Here is a 19,590-nt window from a genome sequence, read left to right as displayed (position 1 = left end):
TCAGGTAAGGTGAGGCTCACCTTGTATCAGAGAACAGGTACGGCGAGGAAGTCTCACCCGGCGACGGCCAGCACCAGCGGCAGCACCTCCGGGGCCCCGGCCCGGCGCAGCGCCCGCGCGGCGACCGTCATCGTCCAGCCCGAGTCGACGACGTCGTCGACCAGCAGCACCGGCCCGTCCACCCCGGACACGTCCGGCACGGTCGCGCTGTCGATCCCCTCCCACACCGCGGCCAGGCGCTGGGCGGAGTTCTCGGTCGCCGCGGGGCGCTCGCCGGCGGGGGACAGGGTGCCGAGCAGCGGCAGCCTGCCGATCTCGGCGATCCGCCGGGCGAGGTGGTCGAGCTGGTGCGGGCGGGTGCGTGAGCCGATCCCGACCACGCCCACCGGGCGCTGTTCCCAGCCCCACCCGGCGAGCACCCGGACCAGCGCGTCGAGCACGTCGGCCGGCACCGGGTCGTCGCCGCCGGTCACGAGCTCGCGCAGCCGGGTGCCCCACCCGATGTCGGACAGCCGCCCGATCGCCCGGCCGGACGCGGCCTGCTCGCCCGCGCCGATCCTCCCGGACAGCGGGACCCCGATGTCCTTCATCCCGGACGGCCACATCTTCCGCGGCGCGACCTCGATCCCGGGCCGGGTCAGGCGCTCGGCGGCGGCCTGCTCGCCGTCGGCGGACACCTCGTCGGACCAGACGGTGCCGGTGCAGGTGTCGCAGCGCCCGCACGGCGTCGGGTCCGGGTCGTCGAGCTGGCGGCGCAGGAACACCAGCCGGCACTCGGTGGTCGCGATGTAGTCGAGCATCGCCTGCTGCTCGGACCGGCGGGCGGAGTTCACGCGCTCGTGCCGCTCGGTGTCGTAGACCCACTCCCGGCCGGTCGCGACCCAGCCGCCCTTGACCCGCTTCGCGGCGCCGTCGGCGTCGAGGACCTTGAGCAGCATCTCCAGCCGGGTGCGGGACAGGTCGACCCGGGTCTCGATCGAGGCGGTGGACTGCGGCCGGTCCGACAGCACGGCGAGGGTCTGCCGGACCAGCGGCTCGGGCGGGAACGCCAGCGACGCGAAGTAGGCCCAGATGTCGCGGTCCTCGCGGCCGGGCAGCAGCACCACCTCGGCCCGGTCCAGCGCACGCCCGGCACGGCCGATCTGCTGGTAGTAGGCGACCGGCGAGGCGGGCGCGCCGAGGTGCACGACGAACCCGAGGTCGGGTTTGTCGAAGCCCATGCCCAGCGCGGAGGTCGCGACCAGGGCCTTCACCCGGTTCTCCATCAGGTCGGACTCGGCGGCGAGTCGGTCCTCGGGGTCGGTGCGCCCGGAGTAGGAGCGCACGGCGACGCCGCGCTCGCGCAGGAACTCGGCGACGTCGTCGGCCGCCTGGACGGTGAGCGTGTACACGATCCCGGCGCCGGGCATCTCGTCGAGCCTGGCCGCGAGCCAGGCCAGCCGCCGCGCCGGGCTCGGGAGCCGGACCACCGCCAGGCGCAGCGACTCGCGGTCCAGCGACCCGCGCAGGACCAGCGTGTCCTGCTGGTCGCGCCCCATGCCGAGCTGCTCGGAGACGTCGGTGACGACCCGGTCGTTCGCCGTCGCCGTCGTGGCCAGCACCGGGATCCCCGACGGCAGCTCGGCGATCAGCGTGCGCAGCCGCCGGTAGTCCGGGCGGAAGTCGTGGCCCCAGTCGGAGACGCAGTGCGCCTCGTCGACCACCAGCATCCCCGCGCTCGCCGCCAGCTCCGGCAGCACCCGGTCCCGGAAGTCGGGGTTGTTGAGCCGCTCCGGGGACACGAGCAGCACGTCGACGTCGCCGTTCGCGATGTCGGCGTAGACCGCGTCCCACTCGTCGGCGTTCGCCGAGTTCACCGTGACCGCCACGATCCCGGAGCGGATCGCGGCGTCGATCTGGTTGCGCATCAGTGCCAGCAGCGGCGACACGATCACCGTCGGCCCGGCGCCCTGGGCGCGCAGCAGCGCGGTCGCCACGAAGTAGACCGCGGACTTGCCCCAGCCGGTGCGCTGCACGACCAGCGCGCGGCGGTGCTGGGCGACGAGTGCCTCGATCGCCCTCCACTGGTCCTCGCGCAGCCGGGCCTGCGGGCCGGCCAGCTGCTGCAGGACGGTCTCGGCGCGCTCGCGCAGGTCGGTGCTCGATGCGGTGGTCACGGCACCCATGGTGGACCCGACCCCCGACAGCGACCCGACGCGGGCCGCCGGGGTGTGAACCGGGCCACCCGTCCGACGCGCGGCGGGCCGGGCGTGCAGGATGATCGCGTGTCGTCCGACAGCCCCGCCCACCGCCCGGTCTTCGGCTCCGTGGCGGACGTGACCGCCCGGCTCGCCGACGCCGGCTACCTGGCCTCGACGGCCGTCGCGACGACGGTGTTCCTCGCGGACCGGCTCGGCAAGCCGCTGCTCGTCGAGGGTCCCGCAGGCGTCGGGAAGACCGAGCTGGCCAAGGCCGTGGCCGCGGCGACGGAGTCCGGGCTGGTCCGTCTGCAGTGCTACGAGGGCATCGACGAGGCCCGCGCGCTCTACGAGTGGAACCACGCCAAGCAGCTGCTGCGGATCACCGCCGGGCAGCGCGGTGACGACGGCGCGGACTGGGACGCCACCCGCGACGACGTGTTCTCCGAGGAGTTCCTGCTCCCGCGCCCGCTGCTCACCGCGATCCGGCGCACCGACCCGACCGTGCTGCTGATCGACGAGATCGACAAGGCCGACGTCGAGGTCGAGGGCCTGCTGCTGGAGGTCCTGTCCGACTTCCAGGTCTCCATCCCCGAGCTGGGCACGGTCACCGCGAACCGGCGCCCGTTCGTGCTGCTGACCTCGAACTCCACCCGTGAGCTGTCCGAGGCGCTCAAGCGCCGCTGCCTGTTCCTGCACCTGGACTTCCCCGACGCCGACCTGGAGCGCCGGATCGTGCTCACCCGCGTCCCGGAGCTGACCGAGCAGCTCACCGACGCCCTGGTGCGCACCGTGCGGGTGCTGCGGGCGATGGAGCTGCGCAAGGCCCCCAGCGTCGCCGAGACGATCGACTGGGGCCGCACCCTGCTCGCCCTGGGCCTCGACACCCTCGACGACGACGCCGTCCGCGCCACCCTCGGTGTCGTGCTGAAGCACCGCTCGGACGCCGACAAGGCCGCCGCCGAGCTGCGGCTGAACTGAACGGCCCAGTCACGCACCGCTGATCGGCTGTCAAGGTCTGCGCCCCTATGGAGTGAAGATCGGATCGATCGGGGCACCGGGCGTAACCGGGACGGGTGGCGCGAGTTGTTCCGGTTACACGCTCCCCAGCGACCGGAGGTCCACCGATGACCGCCCTCCCGGAACTGCCCCGCACCGCCCGTCGCCTGCTGCGCGCCGGACTGGCCGCCGGCGCCGTGCTCGCGCTCGGGCTCGCCGTCGCCGGCACCGCGTCGGCGCAGGACGGCGCCCCGGACACCGGCGTGCACCCGGGGGTCATGACCCGTACCGGACCCGAGGGTGCGCAGTGCACCGCGAACTTCGTCTTCACCGACGGGGCCGCGACCTACCTCGGGCAGGCCGCACACTGCGCGGGCACCGGCGGGTCCACCGAGGTGGACGGGTGCGAGGCCGGGTCGCTGCCGCTCGGCACCCCGGTCGAGGTCGAGGGCGCCGCCGCACCGGGGCGGCTCGTGTACTCCTCCTGGCTGAGCATGCAGGAGCGGGGCGAGACCGACCCGGACACCTGCCGGTTCAACGACTTCGCGCTGGTCGAGCTCAGCCCGGACGACGCCGCTCGCACGAGCCCCACGGTGCCCTTCTACGGCGGCCCGGCCGGGGTGGCCGCCGACGGCGTCGCGACCGGCGGGATCGTCTACGGCTACGGCAACTCATCGCTGCGCCAGGGTGTGCGCGCGCTGCGGCCGAAGACCGGCACCTCGACCGGCACCGGGGGCGGCGGCTGGACGCACACCGTCGTGACCGTCCCGCCCGGCGTGCCCGGTGACTCCGGCTCGGGCTACCTGACCGCCGACGGCCGTGCCCTCGGCGTCCTCTCGACGCTGAACCTCGCTCCGGCGCCCGGCACGAACGGCATCAGCGACCTGCGGAGGATCCTCGACTACGCCAACGGCCCCGGCGGCCACGGCGGAGCACTGCGCCTGGTCGAGGGCGACCGTCCCTTCACCCCGCAGCCGGTGCCGATCGACCCCGCCTTCTAGGCGGAGGACCCCCGCGGTGTGGGACCGCGGTGCACCCCGGCGCTCCGGTCGTGGCTCGGCGGCTCGACCGGAGCGCCGGTGTACGTGCTCGCCGACGACCCCGGCGGGGTCGACCCCGTCCGCACCCGGTACCCGGACCCCGGCGCGACCTACGCCTGGAGCCTGTGGACGGTGGGCTGACCACCCTCGCCGACCACGCCCGCGTCACGCATGATGGACCGGTGACGATCCCGCCCGCCACCGCGCTCGCCCCGGAGCACGGCCTGCCCGGGCACCTCGTCGACTTCGTCTCCGCGCTGCGCCGCCACCACGTCGCGGTCGGCCCGGGGGAGACCGTCGACGCGGCCCGCGTGCTCGGCGCCCTGGACCTGCTGCACCGCGACCAGCTGCGGGAGGGGCTCGCCGCGGCGCTGCTGCGCCGCTCCGGGCAGCGCGGCACCTTCGACGCGCTGTTCGACCTGTGGTTCCCGCCCGCGCTGGGCGCCGGGTCGTCCGACGTCGACGTCCCGCGGATCGACGACGAGTCCGGGGAGGGCACCGGCCCGGTCGACATCGACGCGCTGCGCGAGATCCTCGCCGACCTGCTCCGCGACGGCGACGAGGAGACCCTGCGCGAGCTCGCCCGCGCCGCCGTCGACGCGATCGGGACCTCCGGTGCCGCCGGGCAGGGCGTCCGCGGGCAGACGGCAAAGCCGAACTGGTCGGCCTACCAGGCGCTGGGCGCGCTGTCCCCGGACACGTTGCTCGCCCGGATCCTCGACGGGCTGCGGGAGGAGGGCGACACGGACTTCGTGTCCGAGGTCCGCCGCCGCGAGATCCGCGACCGCATCGCCCTGTTCCGCGACGTCGTCCGCGAGGAGGTCCGCCGCCGCACCGCCGAGCAGCGGGGCCGCGAGCAGATCGCCCGCACCACCACCCCCACCCAGACCGACCAGGTCGACTTCCTCACCGCGAACGCCACCCAGCTCGCCGACCTGCGCCGTACCGTGCAGCCGCTGGCCCGGCGGCTCGCGTCGAGGCTGTCGGCGCGGCGGCGCCGCTCGAACCGCGGCCGGCTCGACCTGCGGCGCACGCTGCGCCGGTCGATGTCCACCGGCGGCGTGCCGATGGACCCGGCGCACAAGGTGCGCCGCCCCGGCCGCCCCGAGCTGGTGCTGCTGTGCGACGTGTCCGGGTCCGTCGCCGGGTTCAGCCACTTCACGTTGCTGCTGGTCCAGGCGCTGCGCGAGCAGTTCTCCAAGGTGCGGGTGTTCGCGTTCATCGAGCGCACCGACGAGGTCACGCACCTGTTCGAACCCGGCGCGGAGCTGTCCGGGGTGATGCAGCGGGTGCTGCGCGAGGCCACGCTCACCGCGTTCGACGGGCACTCCGACTACGGCAGCGCGTTCGGCGACTTCCTGGAGCACCACGGCGATGCGCTCACCCCGAAGACGTCGTTGCTGGTGCTCGGCGACGGCCGCACCAACTACCGCGACCCCAACCTGCGGGCGCTGACGATGATGGCCGGGCGGGTCCGGCACGCGCACTGGCTCAACCCCGAGCCCGAGCGCAGCTGGGGCTCCGGCGACTCGGCCGCCACCCGCTACGGCGAGGTGCTCCCGATGCACGAGTGCCGTACCGCCGCGCAGCTCACCGACGTCGTCCAGGCGCTGCTGCCGGTCTGATCCTCCGGGCGATCATCCCGGGAGGGCTGACACCGGCGTCGCCGCGTCCTAGATTGCCGGGGTGCAGGAGATCACGGTCCGGGTCCTCGGCCCGCTCCGTGTGACGGCCGGCGGCGCGGCGGTCGAGGTCGGCTCCGGCCGCCGCCGCGAGCTGCTCGCCCGGCTCGCCGCGGCCGGCGGCGAGGTCGTCGCCGTCGACACGCTGGTGGAGGACCTGTGGCAGGGCGCCCCGCCCGCGCAGGCACACGGCGGGCTGCAGGTCCACGTCTCCCGGCTGCGACGGGTGCTCGAACCCGACCGGTCCCCGCGGGCTGTCCCGACGGTGCTGGTCAGCCGCCCACCCGGCTACGCCCTGGCACTCGGCCCCGACGGGCTCGACGCGCACGCCTTCACCGACCTCCTCGACCGCGCCGCCGCGGCCGCAGCGGACCGGGCCGACGCCCTGCTCGGCGAGGCCCTGGCGCTGTGGGACGGTCCCGCCTACGCCGAGTTCGCCGACGCCGCCTGGGCGCGCGCGGAGGCCGAACGCCTCGACGAGCTGCGTCAGGTCGCGCTCGAGCGGCGGGCCCGCGCGCGGCTGCGGCTGGGCCGGGCCGACGCCGTCGTCCCGGACCTGACGTCGTTGGTGGGGGAGCACCCGCTGCGCGAGGACGCGGTCGGGCTGCTGGCCGTCGCGCTGTACCGCACCGGCAGACAGGCTGACGCGCTGGCCGTGCTGGCCCGCACCCGTCGCCTGCTCGCCGACGAGCTGGGAGTCGACCCCGGCCCCGGGCTGCGCGCGATCGAGGCGGACGTGCTCGCCCACCGCGATCCCGGCGGCGACCCCGGCGGGGGAACCGGCGTCGGTCCCGCCGGCCGCACCGACGCGCCCGCGACCGGGACCGCGCCGCGCCCGCCCGGACCGGCCGACACGTCCCCGCGGACCCCGGCCCTGCTCGGACGGGCGGCCGAGCTCGGCAGGCTCACCGCCGCCGCGGAGCGGGCCCGCGGCGGCGGGCAGCTGGTGCTCGTCGCCGCCGACGCGGGCGCGGGCAAGTCCACGCTGCTCGCCGCGTTCGCCGCCGCCGCGACCGCCGACGGCTGGACCGCCGTCACCGGCCGCTGCCCGGAGATCGACGGCGCCCCGCCGGCCTGGGCGTGGCGGGAGATCGTCGACGCGCTCGTCACGGCGCACGACCCGCCCGCCGACCTGGTCGAGCGGCTCGCCCCGCTGCGCTCCCCGGCCGGGCCCGGCGGCGCCGAGGTCACGTTCTGGCTGGCCCGGGCGGTGGTGGAGCTGCTCGCCGTCGCGGGGCGGGAGCGGCCGCTGCTGCTGGTCCTCGACGACCTGCACCGCGCCGAGTCCGAGACCCTCGCCCTGCTGCGCGCGGTCGTCGCCGGGGTCGCGGAGCTGCCCGTGCTCGTCGCCGCGGGCCTGCGCCCGGCCGAGGCGGGTGCCGAGCTGCAGGCCGCGCTCGCCGCCCTCGCCGAGCCCACGGCGGACCGCATCGAGCCGGCGCCGATGACCGCGGGCGACGTCGCCGGGATGCTGGACCGGCACGGCGTGCCCGCCGCCGCGCCCGAGCTGGTCGCCCGGATCACCGAACGGACCGGCGGGAACCCGCTCTTCGTCCGCGAGCTGGCCCGCCTCGTCGCCGCCGAGGGCCCGTCCGCCGCGGCCGACGCCGTCCCGGCCGGGGTCCGCGAGGTGCTGCGCCGGCGCCTGGCCCGGCTGCCCGCGACGACCCGCACCGCGCTGGCCCGGGTCTCGGTGCTCGGCCGCGACCTGGACACCGACGACGCCCTCGACCTCGCCGCCACCGCCGACGGCGTCGACCCGCTGGACGCCCTGGAGCCCGCGGTGCTCGGCGGGATGCTGCTCGAACCCGGGCCGGGACGGCTGCGGTTCTCCCACGACCTGGTCCGGGACACCCTCTACAGCGACATCCCGCAACTGCGTCGCGCCCGGCTGCACGCCGCGGCCCACGCGATCCTCACCCGCAGGCGGCCCGACGACCCGGTCCCGCTGGCCCACCACGCACTCGCCGCCGGGTCCGCCGTCGAACCGGACCGTGCCCTGGCCGCGGTCCGTGCCGCCGCCGCGGCCGCCGCCGGGTTCGGCTCGCACCGCGAGGCCGCCCGGTTCTACGGCCGCGCCGTCGAGCTCGCCGGACGGGCCGGGGCCGGCGTCGACGACGAGCTGGCCCTGCGCTGCGCGCTGGTCGCCGAGCTCGCCCGCGGCGGCGACGGCCACACCGCCCTCATCGAACGCCGGACCGCCGTCGACCAGGCGACGGCCGCCGCACCGCAGTGGCTCGGCGCCGTCCTGACCAGCTACGACACCCCGGTCAGCTGGACCATCCGGCCGGGCCAGAACATCGACGCCGAGCTGATCGACCTCATCGAGACCGAGCTCGCGGCGACCCCGCCCGACGCCGTCGACCGGCGGGTGCGGCTGCTCGCCGCCCTGGTGTTCGAGATCGAGGGGCACGACGACGACCGGGTCCGCTCCGCCTCGGCGGAGGCCATGGCGCTCACCGGGCGCGGCGTCGACCCGCTGCTGCGCTGCCGGGCGCTCAACGCCCGGTTCTTCGCCGTCCTCGCCCCGGACCTGTGGCACGAGATGGCCCCGGTGGGGGAGGAGCTGGCCGAGCTCGGCGGCCGGGCCGGGCACGCCGGCTACCGCACGCAGGCCCACCACCTGCAGCTCATGGTCGCCGCCGGCAGCCACGACCTCGACGCGGCGACACGGCACGCCGAGGCCGCCGTCGCCGGGGCCCCGGGCGGGCAGCTGGAGTTCACGCTCGGCTGGGCCTACATCTTCTCGGCGCTGCGCGCACTCGTGGCGGGGGAGCTGGACACCGCCGAGGAGCGCTACACCGAGCTCGCGACCCGGCTGGTCGGTGCCGGCCAGGTCAACGGGGCGCTGATGGGGCTGCTGGGGCGGTTCGTCGTGCGGCACGACCAGGGCCGCCTCGGGGAGCTGGCCCCCGAGCTCGAGGCGCTCCGTGAGGCGCTGCCGCCGACCTTCGGCGACTTCCTCGCGCTGGCCCACCTGCACGCGGGCGACCCCGTCCGGGCCCGCGAGGTGTGGGCGCCGGACGCGGAGCTGGCCCGCAGCTACTACTGGCTGATCTGGACCTGCGTGCGCGCCGAGGTGGCGGTCGGCCTGGCCGACCGGGACGTCGCCGCGCGGTGCCGGGAGCAGCTGCGCCCGTGGACGGGAACGGTGGCGGGGCTGTCGTCGGGCACGATCGCGCTCGGCCCCACCGACCTGGTGCTCGCCGGTCTGGAGGGGCTGCTCGACCCGGCAGGCGGCGGCCGGGTCCACCACCTGCGCGAGGCCGAGCGGGTCGCGGCGGAGCTGGGCGCCCCGGTGTGGCGCGACCGCGCCCGGCGGCTGCTCTCGGCGGCCGGCGCCGACCCCTCGACGGCACCGGCTCCCGGGGCTCAGGACGTGCCGAACACCAGCGCACAGCGCCTGCGGTAGCCGCCGCGCAGCAGCCGCTCCAGCAGCACGACCACCGGCCCGGCCTCGCGGCGCATCCCGGCCCACTCCCGCGGGGTGGTCACCGCGACGATCCGCGGCAGCATGAACCGCAGGCCCGGCCCGGACTTCTGCACCTGCGCGACGACGGCGTCCCAGTCGTCGGCGGGCACGTGGCGCTCGATCACCGGGAACAGGTCGCGCTCCTCGGCGTCGAGGTGCTCGTCGATCTCGTCGCGGACGACGGCGAGCCGGTCCGCGAGCACGCCCGCCGCCCGCGCCCGGGCCGGTCCCTGCGCCGCGGCGACGACGGCGGCCGCGGCCTCCCGCACCGCGGCGAGCAGCGGGTCGAGGCGGCCGTGGTCGTCGCTGAGCTCGTCCAGGTCGACGGCGTGCCCGGCGTGCCGGGCGATCACCGGCCAGGCGATGTCGTCCTCGGCGGTGTGGTGGCCGTGGATCTCGTGCTCCAGCTGCTCCAGCCAGGTCCGCAGCGCGCGGGCGCGCCGGTCCGGGCAGGGCGCGCCGTCGGCGATCGCGCGGGCGGCGTCGGCGAGCCGGTGCAGGTCGACCCGCATGACGCGGTGGGCGAGGGTGATGCCGACCAGGTCGGCGGTACGGGTGTCGCGTGCGGTGGTCACCGGGGTCTCCTACGGGTTCGGGGCGGTCGGTCTCGACACCGCAGACCGTGCGCCCACCCGCTGGCCGGGGACTTGCATCTCACTTGTGCCACCGTTCGCCGGGCCTTGACCGGCTGGCCAACCAAGAGTAGACCGGAGGTATCCCCACAGGGACCTCACAGGAGAAGGTGACTGACGATGGCTGGGACCACTGGTCGTACCTGGCAGCGGTGGCAGGACTGGGCCGCTCTCGTGATCGGTGTGCTGACGGCCCTCTCGCCTCTCGTGACGACGACGAACGCCGCCGCCGCGTGGACGATGGTCGTACTGGGCGTGATGCTCGCCGCCACGTCGCTCTGGTCGCTCGCCGTGCCCGGCTCGGTGGCGAGCGAATGGGTGCACGGTGTGCTCGGCGTGCTGCTGTTCCTCGCCCCCTGGGTGATGGGCTACAGCGCGCTGACCGGGGCGTCGTGGACGTCCTGGGTGGCGGGCGTCCTCGCGGTCGTCGTGGCGGCCTCGGCGCTGCCCGCGGCGAACGCGGAGCACCGCACGCTCGCCACGCACTGACCGTCCGGCAGCACGACGACCAGGTGAGGGGCCGCGACCCGGAGGGGTCGCGGCCCCCGCCGCGTCCGGGGGAGGATCGCACCGTGAACCCCGAGTTCGACCCGGACGCACCCGCCCGGGACCGCATCCTCGACGCGGCCGAGGGGCTGTTCGCCGAGCACGGCTTCGACGCGACGCCCACCTCGCGCATCGCCGAGCGTGCCGGGGTACCGAAGGGGCTGGTGCACTACTACTTCCGCCGCAAGCCCGACCTGCTCGAGGCGCTCGTCGAACGGCTCCCGCACCCGGTGCGCGGTGCGGACGTCGCCGTCGCCGGGGACGTGCTCGCCGGGCTGCGTGCGCTGGTCGCCGCGCTGGACCGGGCGCTCGACGCGTCCTCGGTCCTGTCCCACCTCCTGTGGCGCGAGGCCGACACCCACCCGGTCGTCCGTGACGCGCTGCTGCGCCGATCCGGCGAGCTGGAGGACGCGGTGCACGAGGTGCTGCACACCGGCGGCGGGGCACCGGATCGGATCCGCGGCGCCGCCCGGCTGCTGGCCGCGGCGATCGGGCACCGTTACGCCCTGGACCGGCACGGCGACGACGCCCGCACCGACATGGAGGCCGAGCTGTCCTTCGTGGCCGCGGGCCTGTAGCGGCGCCCCGGAGCGGGGGTCAGGGCCAGGGGCGCCAGGGCGCGCCGGACTCCTCGTAGCGCGGGACGGTGTGCCTGCGGTCGGCGAGCCGGTGCAGCGCATGCGCGGCCCACGTCCGCCATCCGACCAGTGCCAGCACGACGACGATCAGCCCGGCGGTGAGCGGGCCGGCCCAGCCGAGCGGACCCGAGGCGTTGACCGCGGCCATGACCAGCGGGCCGAGCAGCGCGAACACCGCGCCTGCGACCTGCGGGAGCCGGGCGTCGGCGAGCACGTCGACGGCGATCAGTCTGCGCTGCTCACCGTCCGGGGTGCCTCCCGAGCGCAGCAGCTTCCGTGCGGCCGCGCGGTCGCGCACCAGCCCCATGTCCGGCCCGCGGGCCGGGGCGACCCGCACCGGGATCCGCGACGCCGACAGCCACAGCAGCACCACGCCGAGCAGGCTCAGCAGCCCGCCGACGACGATCGCGGCCAGCAGGTGGTCGGCGCGGGCGTGCACGTCGGTGGTGATCGAGTAGACGACGCCGAACCACGCCGCCGCGACCCCGGCCGCGACCCGGCCGACGACGACGGCCCGCAGCGACGGCGGTCGCACGGTCGGCCACGGCCCGGCCGGTGCGACGGCGCCGGGCTCGCCGGGCCGGTCGCCGGGACGGCCCTCGGGCAGCGGCGGCGCGGGCGGGGCCAGTACCGGGCCGGGTGCACCCGGGGTACCCGCGGGCGGCGGGGCCGCGGGCTCGTGCGGCCGCCGACCTCCGCCGGGCGCGGGCGGAGGGCCCGGGGGACCGGGCGCGGGGGAGCGGGGGCCGGCGTCGCGGTCGGCCCGGTCGCCGGTGTCCGGAGCACGCATGGCCGCGACGCTACCCGCGGGGCGGGGTGCTCCGGCCGGGGTGTCGGGCCCGCGCGACGGGTGCGGCCCCCGGGTCGCCGAACGAGCGGTACGGATCACGCGGAGTCGACGAACCAGTCAGGTTAGGCTCGCCTTCCTAACTCGAAGGAGGCTCCCGTGCCGCTCGCCGCAGCACCCCTGTCCGCCCGTTCCGTGAGCCGTCGCGGCGTCCTCGCCGGCGCCGCCGGTCTGCTGGTCCTCGCCGGGTGCGGGACCCGGACGCAGGACGGGCAGGGGACCGACGGTGCGGCCGCGGAGGGTTACCCGGTGACGGTGCGGCACGCGCTGGGCGAGACGGTCGTCCCCGACCGGCCGCAGCGCGTCGTCACGCTGAGCGCGGCGAACACCGACGTCGCGCTGGCGATGGGGGTGCTGCCGGTCGCGATCCCGCGCACCGTCTACGGCGGCGACGCCGAGGGCGTGCTGCCCTGGGTGCGCGACGCGATCACCGCGCACGGTGGCGCGTTCCCGCAGGTCATCGGCTCCGACGACCTGTCGGTGACGCCGATCGAACAGGTCGCCGCGGCCCGGCCGGACCTGGTGCTGGCCACCTACTCGGGGCTGACGCAGGCCGAGTACGACCAGCTGTCGGCGATCGCCCCGACCGTCGCCTACCCCGACGCCCCCTACTCCACCGGCTGGCAGGACCAGACCCGGATCGCCGGTCAGGTGTTCGGCGACCCGGCGCGGGCCCGGCAGCTGGTCGACTCCACCGGGCAGCGCCTGCGCACCGCGGCCCAGCGATATCCGCAGCTGGCGGGGGCCACGTTCGTCTACACCGGCGGCATGGACTCCGGGGCGCTCGGCGTCTTCCGGGCGGGCGACGTCCGCGTCCAGCTGGTCACCGACCTCGGGCTCACCCTGGCGCCCTACGTCGAGCAGAACGCCCCGGGCGGTGAGGAGGTCTACTACACCGTCAGCGGCGAGCTGCTCTCGCGCGTCGAGTCCGACCTGGTCATCGGCTTCTTCGCGACGCCGGCCGAGGAGCAGGCCTTCCGGACCGCGCCGGGCGTCGGGCTGCTGCCGGCGATGGCCCGTGGCGGGTTCGCCCCGGTCGTCGGGGCCGACCGGGTGGTGGCGAGCTCGGCGCCGTCGGTCCTGTCGATCCCGTGGGTGCTCGACGCGTACCTGCCGATCCTGGCCGATGCCGCCGCCCGCTCGCGCGGCTGATCCGGTCACCCACCTGCCGTAGTCGAAGTCTGACTATCAGTTATCTCCGCAGGTGACGCGAACGGGTGAATGCGCGTTGCGGGCACGGTCGCCCCTCGTTGAGTGGGCAAGACCGTTTGCGACGGTCTAACGACCAACCATGGAGGTTGTGAGATGCGGAAGTCCGTTCGCGGCGCGCTCGTCGGCGCAGCGCTGCTCCCCCTGGCCGTCGCGGCGCCCGCCGCGGCCTTCGCCGGCACCACCGGCTACGACGAGGGTGGCAAGGACAAGGGTCACTCGAAGCACGAGGGTGACAAGGACAAGGGCCACCACAAGAAGCACGGTCACCACAAGAAGTGGGACCACGAGAAGCACGACGACAAGAAGCACGACCTCGCGCTGCCGGCCCCGCTGGACAGCGTCGTCGACATGATCACGGGTGCCACCGGTGGCGGCATCCCGTCGGCGCCGTCGACCCCGGTCGGCTGACCGACCCCGGTCCCCTGACGGGCCGGTCCGGACCCTCGAGGGGTGTCCGGACCGGCCCGTCCGCCGTTGCGGGGCCGGTGTCGTACGGGCGGGTCAGATCACCGGCGCAGGGTCCTGCGTCGGCGGGTCCTTCAGGATCGTGTCGCCCTTGACGAACCACGCGACACCGAACGCGAGGATCGCGACGGCCTCCAGCCAGAACAGGGTGTGGAACCGCTCGGCGACGGCGTCGGGCACCAGTGCCGCGTCCAGTGCGGCCAGCACGAGGCAGGTCACGATCGTCGCGCCGCAGACCCGGTAGACGAGGTTGCGGGCGGCCTTGCTCCGCGTCCCGGATCCGCCGCGGGTGAACAGGACCAGGCAGAACCAGGCCAGGCCCGCGAAGAACACCGTCGCCGCGGCCAGGTGGAGGTACCCGACGACGGTCGCCGCCGTCGTCGCCGCGCCGTCGGGCCGGGTGGGCAGCAGTGCGACGGCGATCGCCGCCGTCCCGGCGATGTTGGCGAGCCGGTTGTCCGGCCGCTCGTAGCGGTAGCAGAAGAGGAACACGCCGACCGCGCACAGCGAGCCGACGAACACGTCGCGCATCGGCGAGTAGTAGTAGCGGCTGATGGAGTCCCGCAGCCCGTCGCCGCCGAGGGCCAGGTCGCCCGCCACCAGCACGAACGGGAGCAGGATCCCGATCACGCCGACGGCACGCCGCAGACCCAGGTAGGACAGCACGGCACCGTCGGCACGCGAGGACATGGCGAAGATCGTCGCAGAGACGCCACTCGAACTCTCGTTCGATCCGGCGTAGCGTCCGGGGGGTGGACGTCGGCGGGCAGGCCTCGCTCTTCGCGGCCGGGGGCGCGGCCCCGGCGTACCGGCACGAGCTCACCGCCGGGGCGTGGGTCGACGTCGCGGTCGGCTGGGCCCCCGATGCGGACGAGCTGTTCGCGCTGCTCCGCACGACCGTGCCGTTCCGCGGCCACCGCCGCCGCATGTACGACCGCGTGGTCGACGAGCCCCGCCTCACCCACCGCTGGGTCCTGCCCGACGACGCGGTGCCCCACCGGCTGCGCGAGATGGGCCGGACGCTGGGGGAGCGCTACGGCCACGACTTCACCCAGATCGGCGTGAACCTCTACCGCGACGGCGCCGACGGCGTGGCCTGGCACGGCGACCGGGTCGCCCGCGAGCGGCCCGAGGCCGTCGTCGCGCTGGTCGCCCTCGGCGCGACGCGGCCGCTGCGGCTGCGCCCGGCCGGCGGCGGCGCGTCGGTGTCGTTCCCGCTCGCCTCGGGCGACCTGCTGGTCATGGGCGGGACGTGCCAGCGGACCTGGCAGCACAGCGTGCCGAAGGTGGCGTGCAGCGGTCCGCGCATCAGCGTCCAGTTCCGCCACCTTTATCCGGGGATGCCGCCGGGTGGGCGACCGACATAGTCTGCGTCGATGCAGCGCAAGATCGGCGTGATGGGCGGGACGTTCGACCCCGTCCACCACGGCCACCTCGTCGCCGCCAGTGAGGTGGCGGACCGCTTCGCCCTCGACGAGGTGATCTTCGTACCGACCGGGAGACCGTGGCAGAAGACCGGCCGCGACGTCTCGCCGGCCGAGGACCGCTACCTGATGACGGTCATCGCGACGGCGTCGAACCCCCGGTTCTCGGTCAGCCGCGTCGACGTCGACCGCGACGGCCCCACCTACACCGCGGACACCCTCGCCGACCTGCACGACGCCATGCCCGACGCGCAGCTGTTCTTCATCACCGGCGCCGACGCGCTCCAGCAGATCCTGTCCTGGCGCAAGGTCGACGAGCTGTTCCGCTACGCGCACTTCGTCGGCGTGACCCGGCCCGGGTACGAGCTGGCCGACGGGCACCTGCCCCAGGGGTCGGTGACGACGGTCGAGGTGCCCGCGATGGCGATCTCGTCCAGCGAGTGCCGGGCGCGCGTGGGTGCGGGGCGGCCGGTCTGGTACCTCGTGCCGGACGGGGTGGTGCAGTACATCTCCAAGCGCAGTCTCTACCTGAATCCGGACGTCTGACCTGCGGGTTCTCCGACGGGCACCCCTGCGGGTACACATCCGGTACAAGATCACCTGACTCGGACGGTCAGCGCAGACCGGTACCGAGCGCGGTGTCGACGAGCGTCCGGGTGCGGTCCAGGGCGTCCGGCCACTCGTGTGCGCAGGTGCGCGGGCCGGGCAGTGCCGGGTGGACGTCCCCGTCGATCAGTGCAGGAGTGCTGTGCGCGCCCCGCGCGAGCGCTCTCGGGTACCGATCGACGGGCGACCGGCCGGCCCCGCGGCGGGCTCGAACCGGGGGGTGCGGGCTCAGGTCCGCTGCAGCTCCAGCACCGGGATGGTCCGCTCGGTCGAGCGCTGGTACTCGCCGAACTGCGGCTCCAGAGCGACCTGGCGGGCGTAGACCTCGTCCCGCTCGGGACCGGTGACCTCCCGCACCCGCACGGGCAGGGTCTCGGTGCCCAGCTCGACGCGGGTGTCGGGGTTCGCCAGGAGGTTGTGGTACCAGTCCGGGTTGGTGTCGGCGCCGCCCTTGCTGGCGAAGATGAAGATCCGCTCGCCGTCGAGGAGCGGGACCAGGGGCGCGATCCGCTCGGTGCCGGACCGGGCTCCCGTGTGGTGCACCAGCACGAGCGGCTTGCCCTCGAACATGCCGCCCGCCCGTCCTCCGGTCTCCCGGAACTCCTCGATCACGGCGCGGTTCATCGCCGCCAGGTCGAACGGGGCCGACGCGTCACTCATCTCGTGCTCCTCCAACGGGTGTCCGGCGCCGTCCGGCACCGCTCCGGTCAACCTCGCCCCGTCGTCGGTCATTCCGGCGGTCCGCAACCCGATCGACGGACCCGGCCGCGTCGGACACCCGGGACCCGCGCAGGCCCTGGTCCGAGTGAGTGCCGGACGGGCTCGTGTGCCGGTTCCACCGCGAGGCGGCCGACGCGGACGGGCGACCGGTCCACCGGCGGTCGGACGGGTCGTGGGACGCCGGTGGCCCGACGGTGCCGGCTGGTGCGTCGTCGACGGCGAGGGCCGGCCGAACGGGTGGCCGGTCGGCGCACGGGCCCGGGGGAACCGCTATCCGGCCGCCTCCATGGCCATGTCGCTCCCGCGCCACTCCGCCGCCAGCTCCTCCAGCGGCACCCCGAGCGCCTCGCCCAGGCACACGATCGTCCCGAACCCGGGCGACGGCAGCCGTCCGGTCTCGAGCTTGCGCAGTGTCTCGGGGGAGATGCCGGCCGCCCGCGCGACGTCGACCGGGTCGCGGTCGCCCCGGGCCCGGCGCAGCAGCGCGCCGAGACGGCGGCCGGCTTCGATCTGCTCGGGCGTGAGGGGCTGACGGACCATGCGTCGAGCGTAGGGTCGGTATTACTGTACCGGCAAGCCGTGACGGTCCGGTATAGTAATACCGTGATCGAACTGAAGACACCGGCCGAGATCGACCGGATGCACACGACCGGCCGGTTCGTCGCCGAGGTGCTCACCGAGGTCGGCCGGATCGCCGACGTCGGTGTGAACCTCCTCGACATCGAGCAGCACGTACGCGGCATGATCGCCGAGCGCGGCGCCGAGTCCTGCTACTGGGACTACGCCCCGTCCTTCGGGCGCGGCCCGTTCCGCAACGTCATCTGCCTGTCGGTCAACGACGCCGTGCTGCACGGGCTCCCGCACGACTACGTCCTGCGCGACGGCGACGTCCTCAGCGCCGACATCGCCGTCAGCATCGACGGCTGGGTCGCCGACTCCGCCCGGACGGTCGTCGTCGGCACGACGGCCGACGAGGGCGACCTCCGCGTCATCCGGGCCACCGAGGACGCCCTGGAGGCTGCGATCGACGCGGCCCGGCCGGGCAACCGGCTCGGCGACATCTCCGCCGCCATCGGCGGGGTCGCCCGCGACTACGGCTACCCGGTCAACACCGAGTTCGGCGGGCACGACCTCGGTCGCACCATGCACGGCGACATCCACATCCCGAACGCCGGGCGGGCCGGCCGCGGCCTGACCCTGCGACCGGGGCTGACCCTCGCACTCGAGCCCTGGTTCGCACGGACCACCGACAAGATCGTGTTCGACCCGGACGGCTGGACGATCCGCTCCGCCGACGGCTCGCGCACCGCGCATTCCGAGCACACCGTCGCGATCACCGAGGACGGCCCCACGGTGCTGACCCGCCGCGGGCAGGACTGACCGGCCCGTGCGTGTCGCCCTCGGCGCCTGAGCGTGCCGGTCCCGCCGGCCGACGCCGAGCGGACCCGGGCCTTCTGCCGTTCCCGTCCGGTGGGCCGCGGCCCCGCCGACGCCGACGAGCTGCGCGCGGGGCTGCGAGGCCCGGGAAGCCTCTGCGAGGTGTGACGCCGCGACCCGACCGATCACGTTGAGTCATGCAACGCGTGTTCCCGGTCTACGGAAAGTCAGCCCGGTGGGCGGACGTGAACCACCGTCCGCGACATCGATCTTCCTGCGGCACACGAGAGACGGGAACGCAGTGCCTGCGACCCGGCCCCGCGCGTTACCACCGTATGAACTCCGACGACCTGACCGTGCCCATCCTCGACCCCGCCCAGCTCGCCGAGCTGCGCCGCAGCACCGACCCGGCCCCCGACGCGGCGCCACCGAACGCCGCGGCCTGGCTGCTGATGATGGTGCTGGGACTCGGCATCGTCGTGACGATGCTGGGGCTCGTCGTCGCCTGGAGCTGAGCGCGGCCCGGTCGGGATCTTGTGCCACGCGTCACAAGGGGGAAGAGTCGTCCCGGTCCGCGTCTTCGACGGAGCAGGAGCGTGACAGCAGTGACGACCGGGACGACAGCGCAGCCGACGGCGATCGAGAATCCCTACTACACCCACGAGTTCCACGGCGACTACGACCTGATCGGCCTGGGGGAGTTCGCGCTGGAGGAGGGCGGGGTGATCCCCGACCTGCAGCTCGCGGTGGCCACCTTCGGCACGCTGAACGCGGCGAAGGACAACGCGATCCTCGTGACGACCTGGTACTCGGGCACGCACCAGATCTTCCGCGACGTCTACATCGGCCCGGACCACGCGCTGAACCCGGAGCGGTACTTCATCGTCGTGGTCAACCAGATCGGCAACGGTCTGTCGACCAGCCCGCACAACGCCTCGGGCGCCAACGCCGGCATCGCGATGTCGAACTTCCCGCACGTCCGCATCGGCGACGACGTCCGTGCCCAGGAGCAGCTCCTGCGCGAGCACTACGGGATCGACCGGCTCGCGCTGGTCGTCGGGGGCTCGATGGGCGCGCAGCAGACCTACGAGTGGATGGTCCGGTTCCCGCAGAAGGTGCGCCGCGCCGCGCCGATCGCCGGGACCGCGCAGAACACCCCGCACGACTTCCTCTACACGCAGGCCCTGGTCGAGGCGATCACCTCCGACCCCGGCTTCGCCGGCGGCAACTACCGCAGCAACACCGAGGTCGAGGCCGGGCTGAAGCGGCACGCCGGCATCTGGGCGGTGATGGGGTTCTCCACCGAGTTCTGGAAGCAGGAGGTGTGGCGCGCCCTGGAGTTCGAGTCCCGCGAGGCGTTCATGGCCGGCTTCCTGGAGCCGTACTTCACCGCGATGGACCCCAACGACCTGCTGTGCATGGCGTGGAAGTGGCAACGGGGCGACGTCGCCCGCCACACCGGCGGCGACCTCGCCGAGGCGCTCGGGCGCAACGAGTCCGTCGCCCGGATCATCCCGATCAACGAGGACATGTTCTTCCCGGTCCGTGACCACGAGGCCGAGCTGGAGCTGACCCCGCACGCGACGATCCGCGTCGTCGACGACCTGCTCGGGCACCTCGCCCTGTTCGGCGTCGCGCCCACCTACATGCCGCAGATCGACCAGTACCTCCAGGAGTTGCTCGACAGCCCGGCGTGACCGCGGGCCCGGACCGTCCCCGACCCGCCCGTTCGGGGACGGTCCGGCGCACTCCG

General features: G+C 74.9%; 20 protein-coding genes. 14 read left to right on the top strand and 6 right to left on the bottom strand.

What is annotated here, in order from left to right:
• Positions 1-53: 53 nt before the first annotated feature.
• Entirely contained in the window at positions 54-2,165 is a 2,112-nt protein-coding gene (locus KPF22_RS21315) for an ATP-dependent DNA helicase RecQ (RefSeq protein WP_208825153.1), read from the bottom strand.
• A 99-nt stretch (positions 2,166-2,264) separates the two neighbouring features.
• Here KPF22_RS21315 and KPF22_RS21310 point away from each other — a divergent pair, with 99 nt between their 5' ends.
• The 5 genes from KPF22_RS21310 (at position 2,265) to KPF22_RS32755 (ending at position 9,310) form a co-directional block, all read left to right on the top strand.
• Entirely contained in the window at positions 2,265-3,158 is an 894-nt protein-coding gene (locus KPF22_RS21310) for a MoxR family ATPase (RefSeq protein ID WP_062401366.1), read from the top strand.
• A 146-nt stretch (positions 3,159-3,304) separates the two neighbouring features.
• Entirely contained in the window at positions 3,305-4,177 is an 873-nt protein-coding gene (locus tag KPF22_RS21305; protein WP_224403104.1) for a serine protease, read from the top strand.
• An 18-nt stretch (positions 4,178-4,195) separates the two neighbouring features.
• Positions 4,196-4,357, top strand: coding sequence for a hypothetical protein (locus KPF22_RS21300; RefSeq protein WP_224403103.1), 162 nt, complete (start codon positions 4,196-4,198; stop codon positions 4,355-4,357).
• A gap of 41 nt (positions 4,358-4,398) precedes the next feature.
• A complete protein-coding gene (locus KPF22_RS21295; protein ID WP_224403102.1) occupies positions 4,399-5,841 on the top strand; it encodes a VWA domain-containing protein in 1,443 nt (480 codons plus the stop codon).
• Between the two features lie 61 nt (positions 5,842-5,902).
• Positions 5,903-9,310 (top strand): BTAD domain-containing putative transcriptional regulator, encoded by a 3,408-nt coding sequence (locus KPF22_RS32755; protein ID WP_308010448.1) that lies wholly within the window; start codon positions 5,903-5,905, stop codon positions 9,308-9,310.
• Here the strand turns inward: KPF22_RS32755 and KPF22_RS21280 are convergent.
• On the bottom strand, positions 9,271-9,945 hold the full coding sequence (locus KPF22_RS21280; RefSeq protein ID WP_224403101.1) for a hemerythrin domain-containing protein: 675 nt from the start codon (positions 9,943-9,945) through the stop codon (positions 9,271-9,273). The two genes, KPF22_RS32755 and KPF22_RS21280, sit on opposite strands and share 40 nt — an antisense overlap.
• 177 nt (positions 9,946-10,122) lie before the next feature.
• Here KPF22_RS21280 and KPF22_RS21275 point away from each other — a divergent pair, with 177 nt between their 5' ends.
• Complete coding sequence (locus tag KPF22_RS21275; protein ID WP_224403100.1) at positions 10,123-10,491, top strand: SPW repeat protein; 369 nt, start codon at positions 10,123-10,125, stop codon at positions 10,489-10,491.
• Between the two features lie 83 nt (positions 10,492-10,574).
• On the top strand, positions 10,575-11,126 hold the full coding sequence (locus tag KPF22_RS21270) for a TetR/AcrR family transcriptional regulator (RefSeq protein WP_224403099.1): 552 nt from the start codon (positions 10,575-10,577) through the stop codon (positions 11,124-11,126).
• Positions 11,127-11,145: 19 nt separating this feature from the next.
• On the opposite strand, the gene KPF22_RS21265 is transcribed toward KPF22_RS21270, so the two are convergent.
• Positions 11,146-11,976 carry a hypothetical protein gene (locus KPF22_RS21265; protein WP_224403129.1) on the bottom strand — a complete coding sequence of 277 codons (831 nt, stop codon included), beginning with the start codon at positions 11,974-11,976 and terminating at the stop codon, positions 11,146-11,148.
• A gap of 156 nt (positions 11,977-12,132) precedes the next feature.
• On the opposite strand from KPF22_RS21265, the gene KPF22_RS21260 reads away from it, so the two are divergent.
• Together KPF22_RS21260 and KPF22_RS21255 are read left to right on the top strand one after the other, a co-directional pair.
• Positions 12,133-13,185: an ABC transporter substrate-binding protein gene (locus KPF22_RS21260; RefSeq protein WP_208825166.1), complete on the top strand. Its 1,053-nt coding sequence runs from the start codon at positions 12,133-12,135 to the stop codon at positions 13,183-13,185.
• 153 nt (positions 13,186-13,338) lie between these two features.
• Complete coding sequence (locus KPF22_RS21255; RefSeq protein ID WP_208825168.1) at positions 13,339-13,653, top strand: hypothetical protein; 315 nt, start codon at positions 13,339-13,341, stop codon at positions 13,651-13,653.
• A 93-nt stretch (positions 13,654-13,746) separates the two neighbouring features.
• Here KPF22_RS21255 and KPF22_RS21250 read toward each other — a convergent pair whose 3' ends face one another.
• Positions 13,747-14,400: a DUF998 domain-containing protein gene (locus KPF22_RS21250; RefSeq protein WP_224403098.1), complete on the bottom strand. Its 654-nt coding sequence runs from the start codon at positions 14,398-14,400 to the stop codon at positions 13,747-13,749.
• 62 nt (positions 14,401-14,462) lie between these two features.
• Between KPF22_RS21250 and KPF22_RS21245 the strand changes: the two genes are divergently transcribed.
• Positions 14,463-15,077 carry an alpha-ketoglutarate-dependent dioxygenase AlkB gene (locus KPF22_RS21245; RefSeq protein WP_224403097.1) on the top strand — a complete coding sequence of 205 codons (615 nt, stop codon included), beginning with the start codon at positions 14,463-14,465 and terminating at the stop codon, positions 15,075-15,077.
• Positions 15,078-15,086: 9 nt separating this feature from the next.
• Positions 15,087-15,680, top strand: coding sequence for a nicotinate-nucleotide adenylyltransferase (gene nadD / locus KPF22_RS21240; RefSeq protein WP_062401391.1), 594 nt, complete (start codon positions 15,087-15,089; stop codon positions 15,678-15,680).
• Between the two features lie 288 nt (positions 15,681-15,968).
• On the opposite strand, the gene KPF22_RS21235 is transcribed toward nadD, so the two are convergent.
• Together KPF22_RS21235 and KPF22_RS21230 are read right to left on the bottom strand one after the other, a co-directional pair.
• Positions 15,969-16,400 (bottom strand): nitroreductase family deazaflavin-dependent oxidoreductase, encoded by a 432-nt coding sequence (locus KPF22_RS21235; RefSeq protein ID WP_208825174.1) that lies wholly within the window; start codon positions 16,398-16,400, stop codon positions 15,969-15,971.
• A 330-nt stretch (positions 16,401-16,730) separates the two neighbouring features.
• Entirely contained in the window at positions 16,731-17,000 is a 270-nt protein-coding gene (locus KPF22_RS21230; protein ID WP_208825176.1) for a helix-turn-helix domain-containing protein, read from the bottom strand.
• Positions 17,001-17,063: 63 nt separating this feature from the next.
• Here KPF22_RS21230 and map point away from each other — a divergent pair, with 63 nt between their 5' ends.
• The 3 genes from map to KPF22_RS21215 all read left to right on the top strand — a co-directional run bounded on the left by map (position 17,064) and on the right by KPF22_RS21215 (position 19,534).
• Complete coding sequence (gene map, locus KPF22_RS21225) at positions 17,064-17,840, top strand: type I methionyl aminopeptidase (protein WP_073578030.1); 777 nt, start codon at positions 17,064-17,066, stop codon at positions 17,838-17,840.
• Between the two features lie 332 nt (positions 17,841-18,172).
• Entirely contained in the window at positions 18,173-18,352 is a 180-nt protein-coding gene (locus KPF22_RS21220; RefSeq protein WP_208825178.1) for a hypothetical protein, read from the top strand.
• 81 nt (positions 18,353-18,433) lie between these two features.
• Entirely contained in the window at positions 18,434-19,534 is a 1,101-nt protein-coding gene (locus KPF22_RS21215; RefSeq protein WP_224403096.1) for an alpha/beta fold hydrolase, read from the top strand.
• Positions 19,535-19,590 lie beyond the last annotated feature (56 nt).

The organism is Pseudonocardia sp. ICBG1034 (assembly GCF_020131375.1).
Taxonomy (GTDB): domain Bacteria; phylum Actinomycetota; class Actinomycetes; order Mycobacteriales; family Pseudonocardiaceae; genus Pseudonocardia; species Pseudonocardia alni.
Note: the sequence above shows the minus strand (reverse complement) of the source record. Positions and strands in the feature narration are given on the sequence as shown.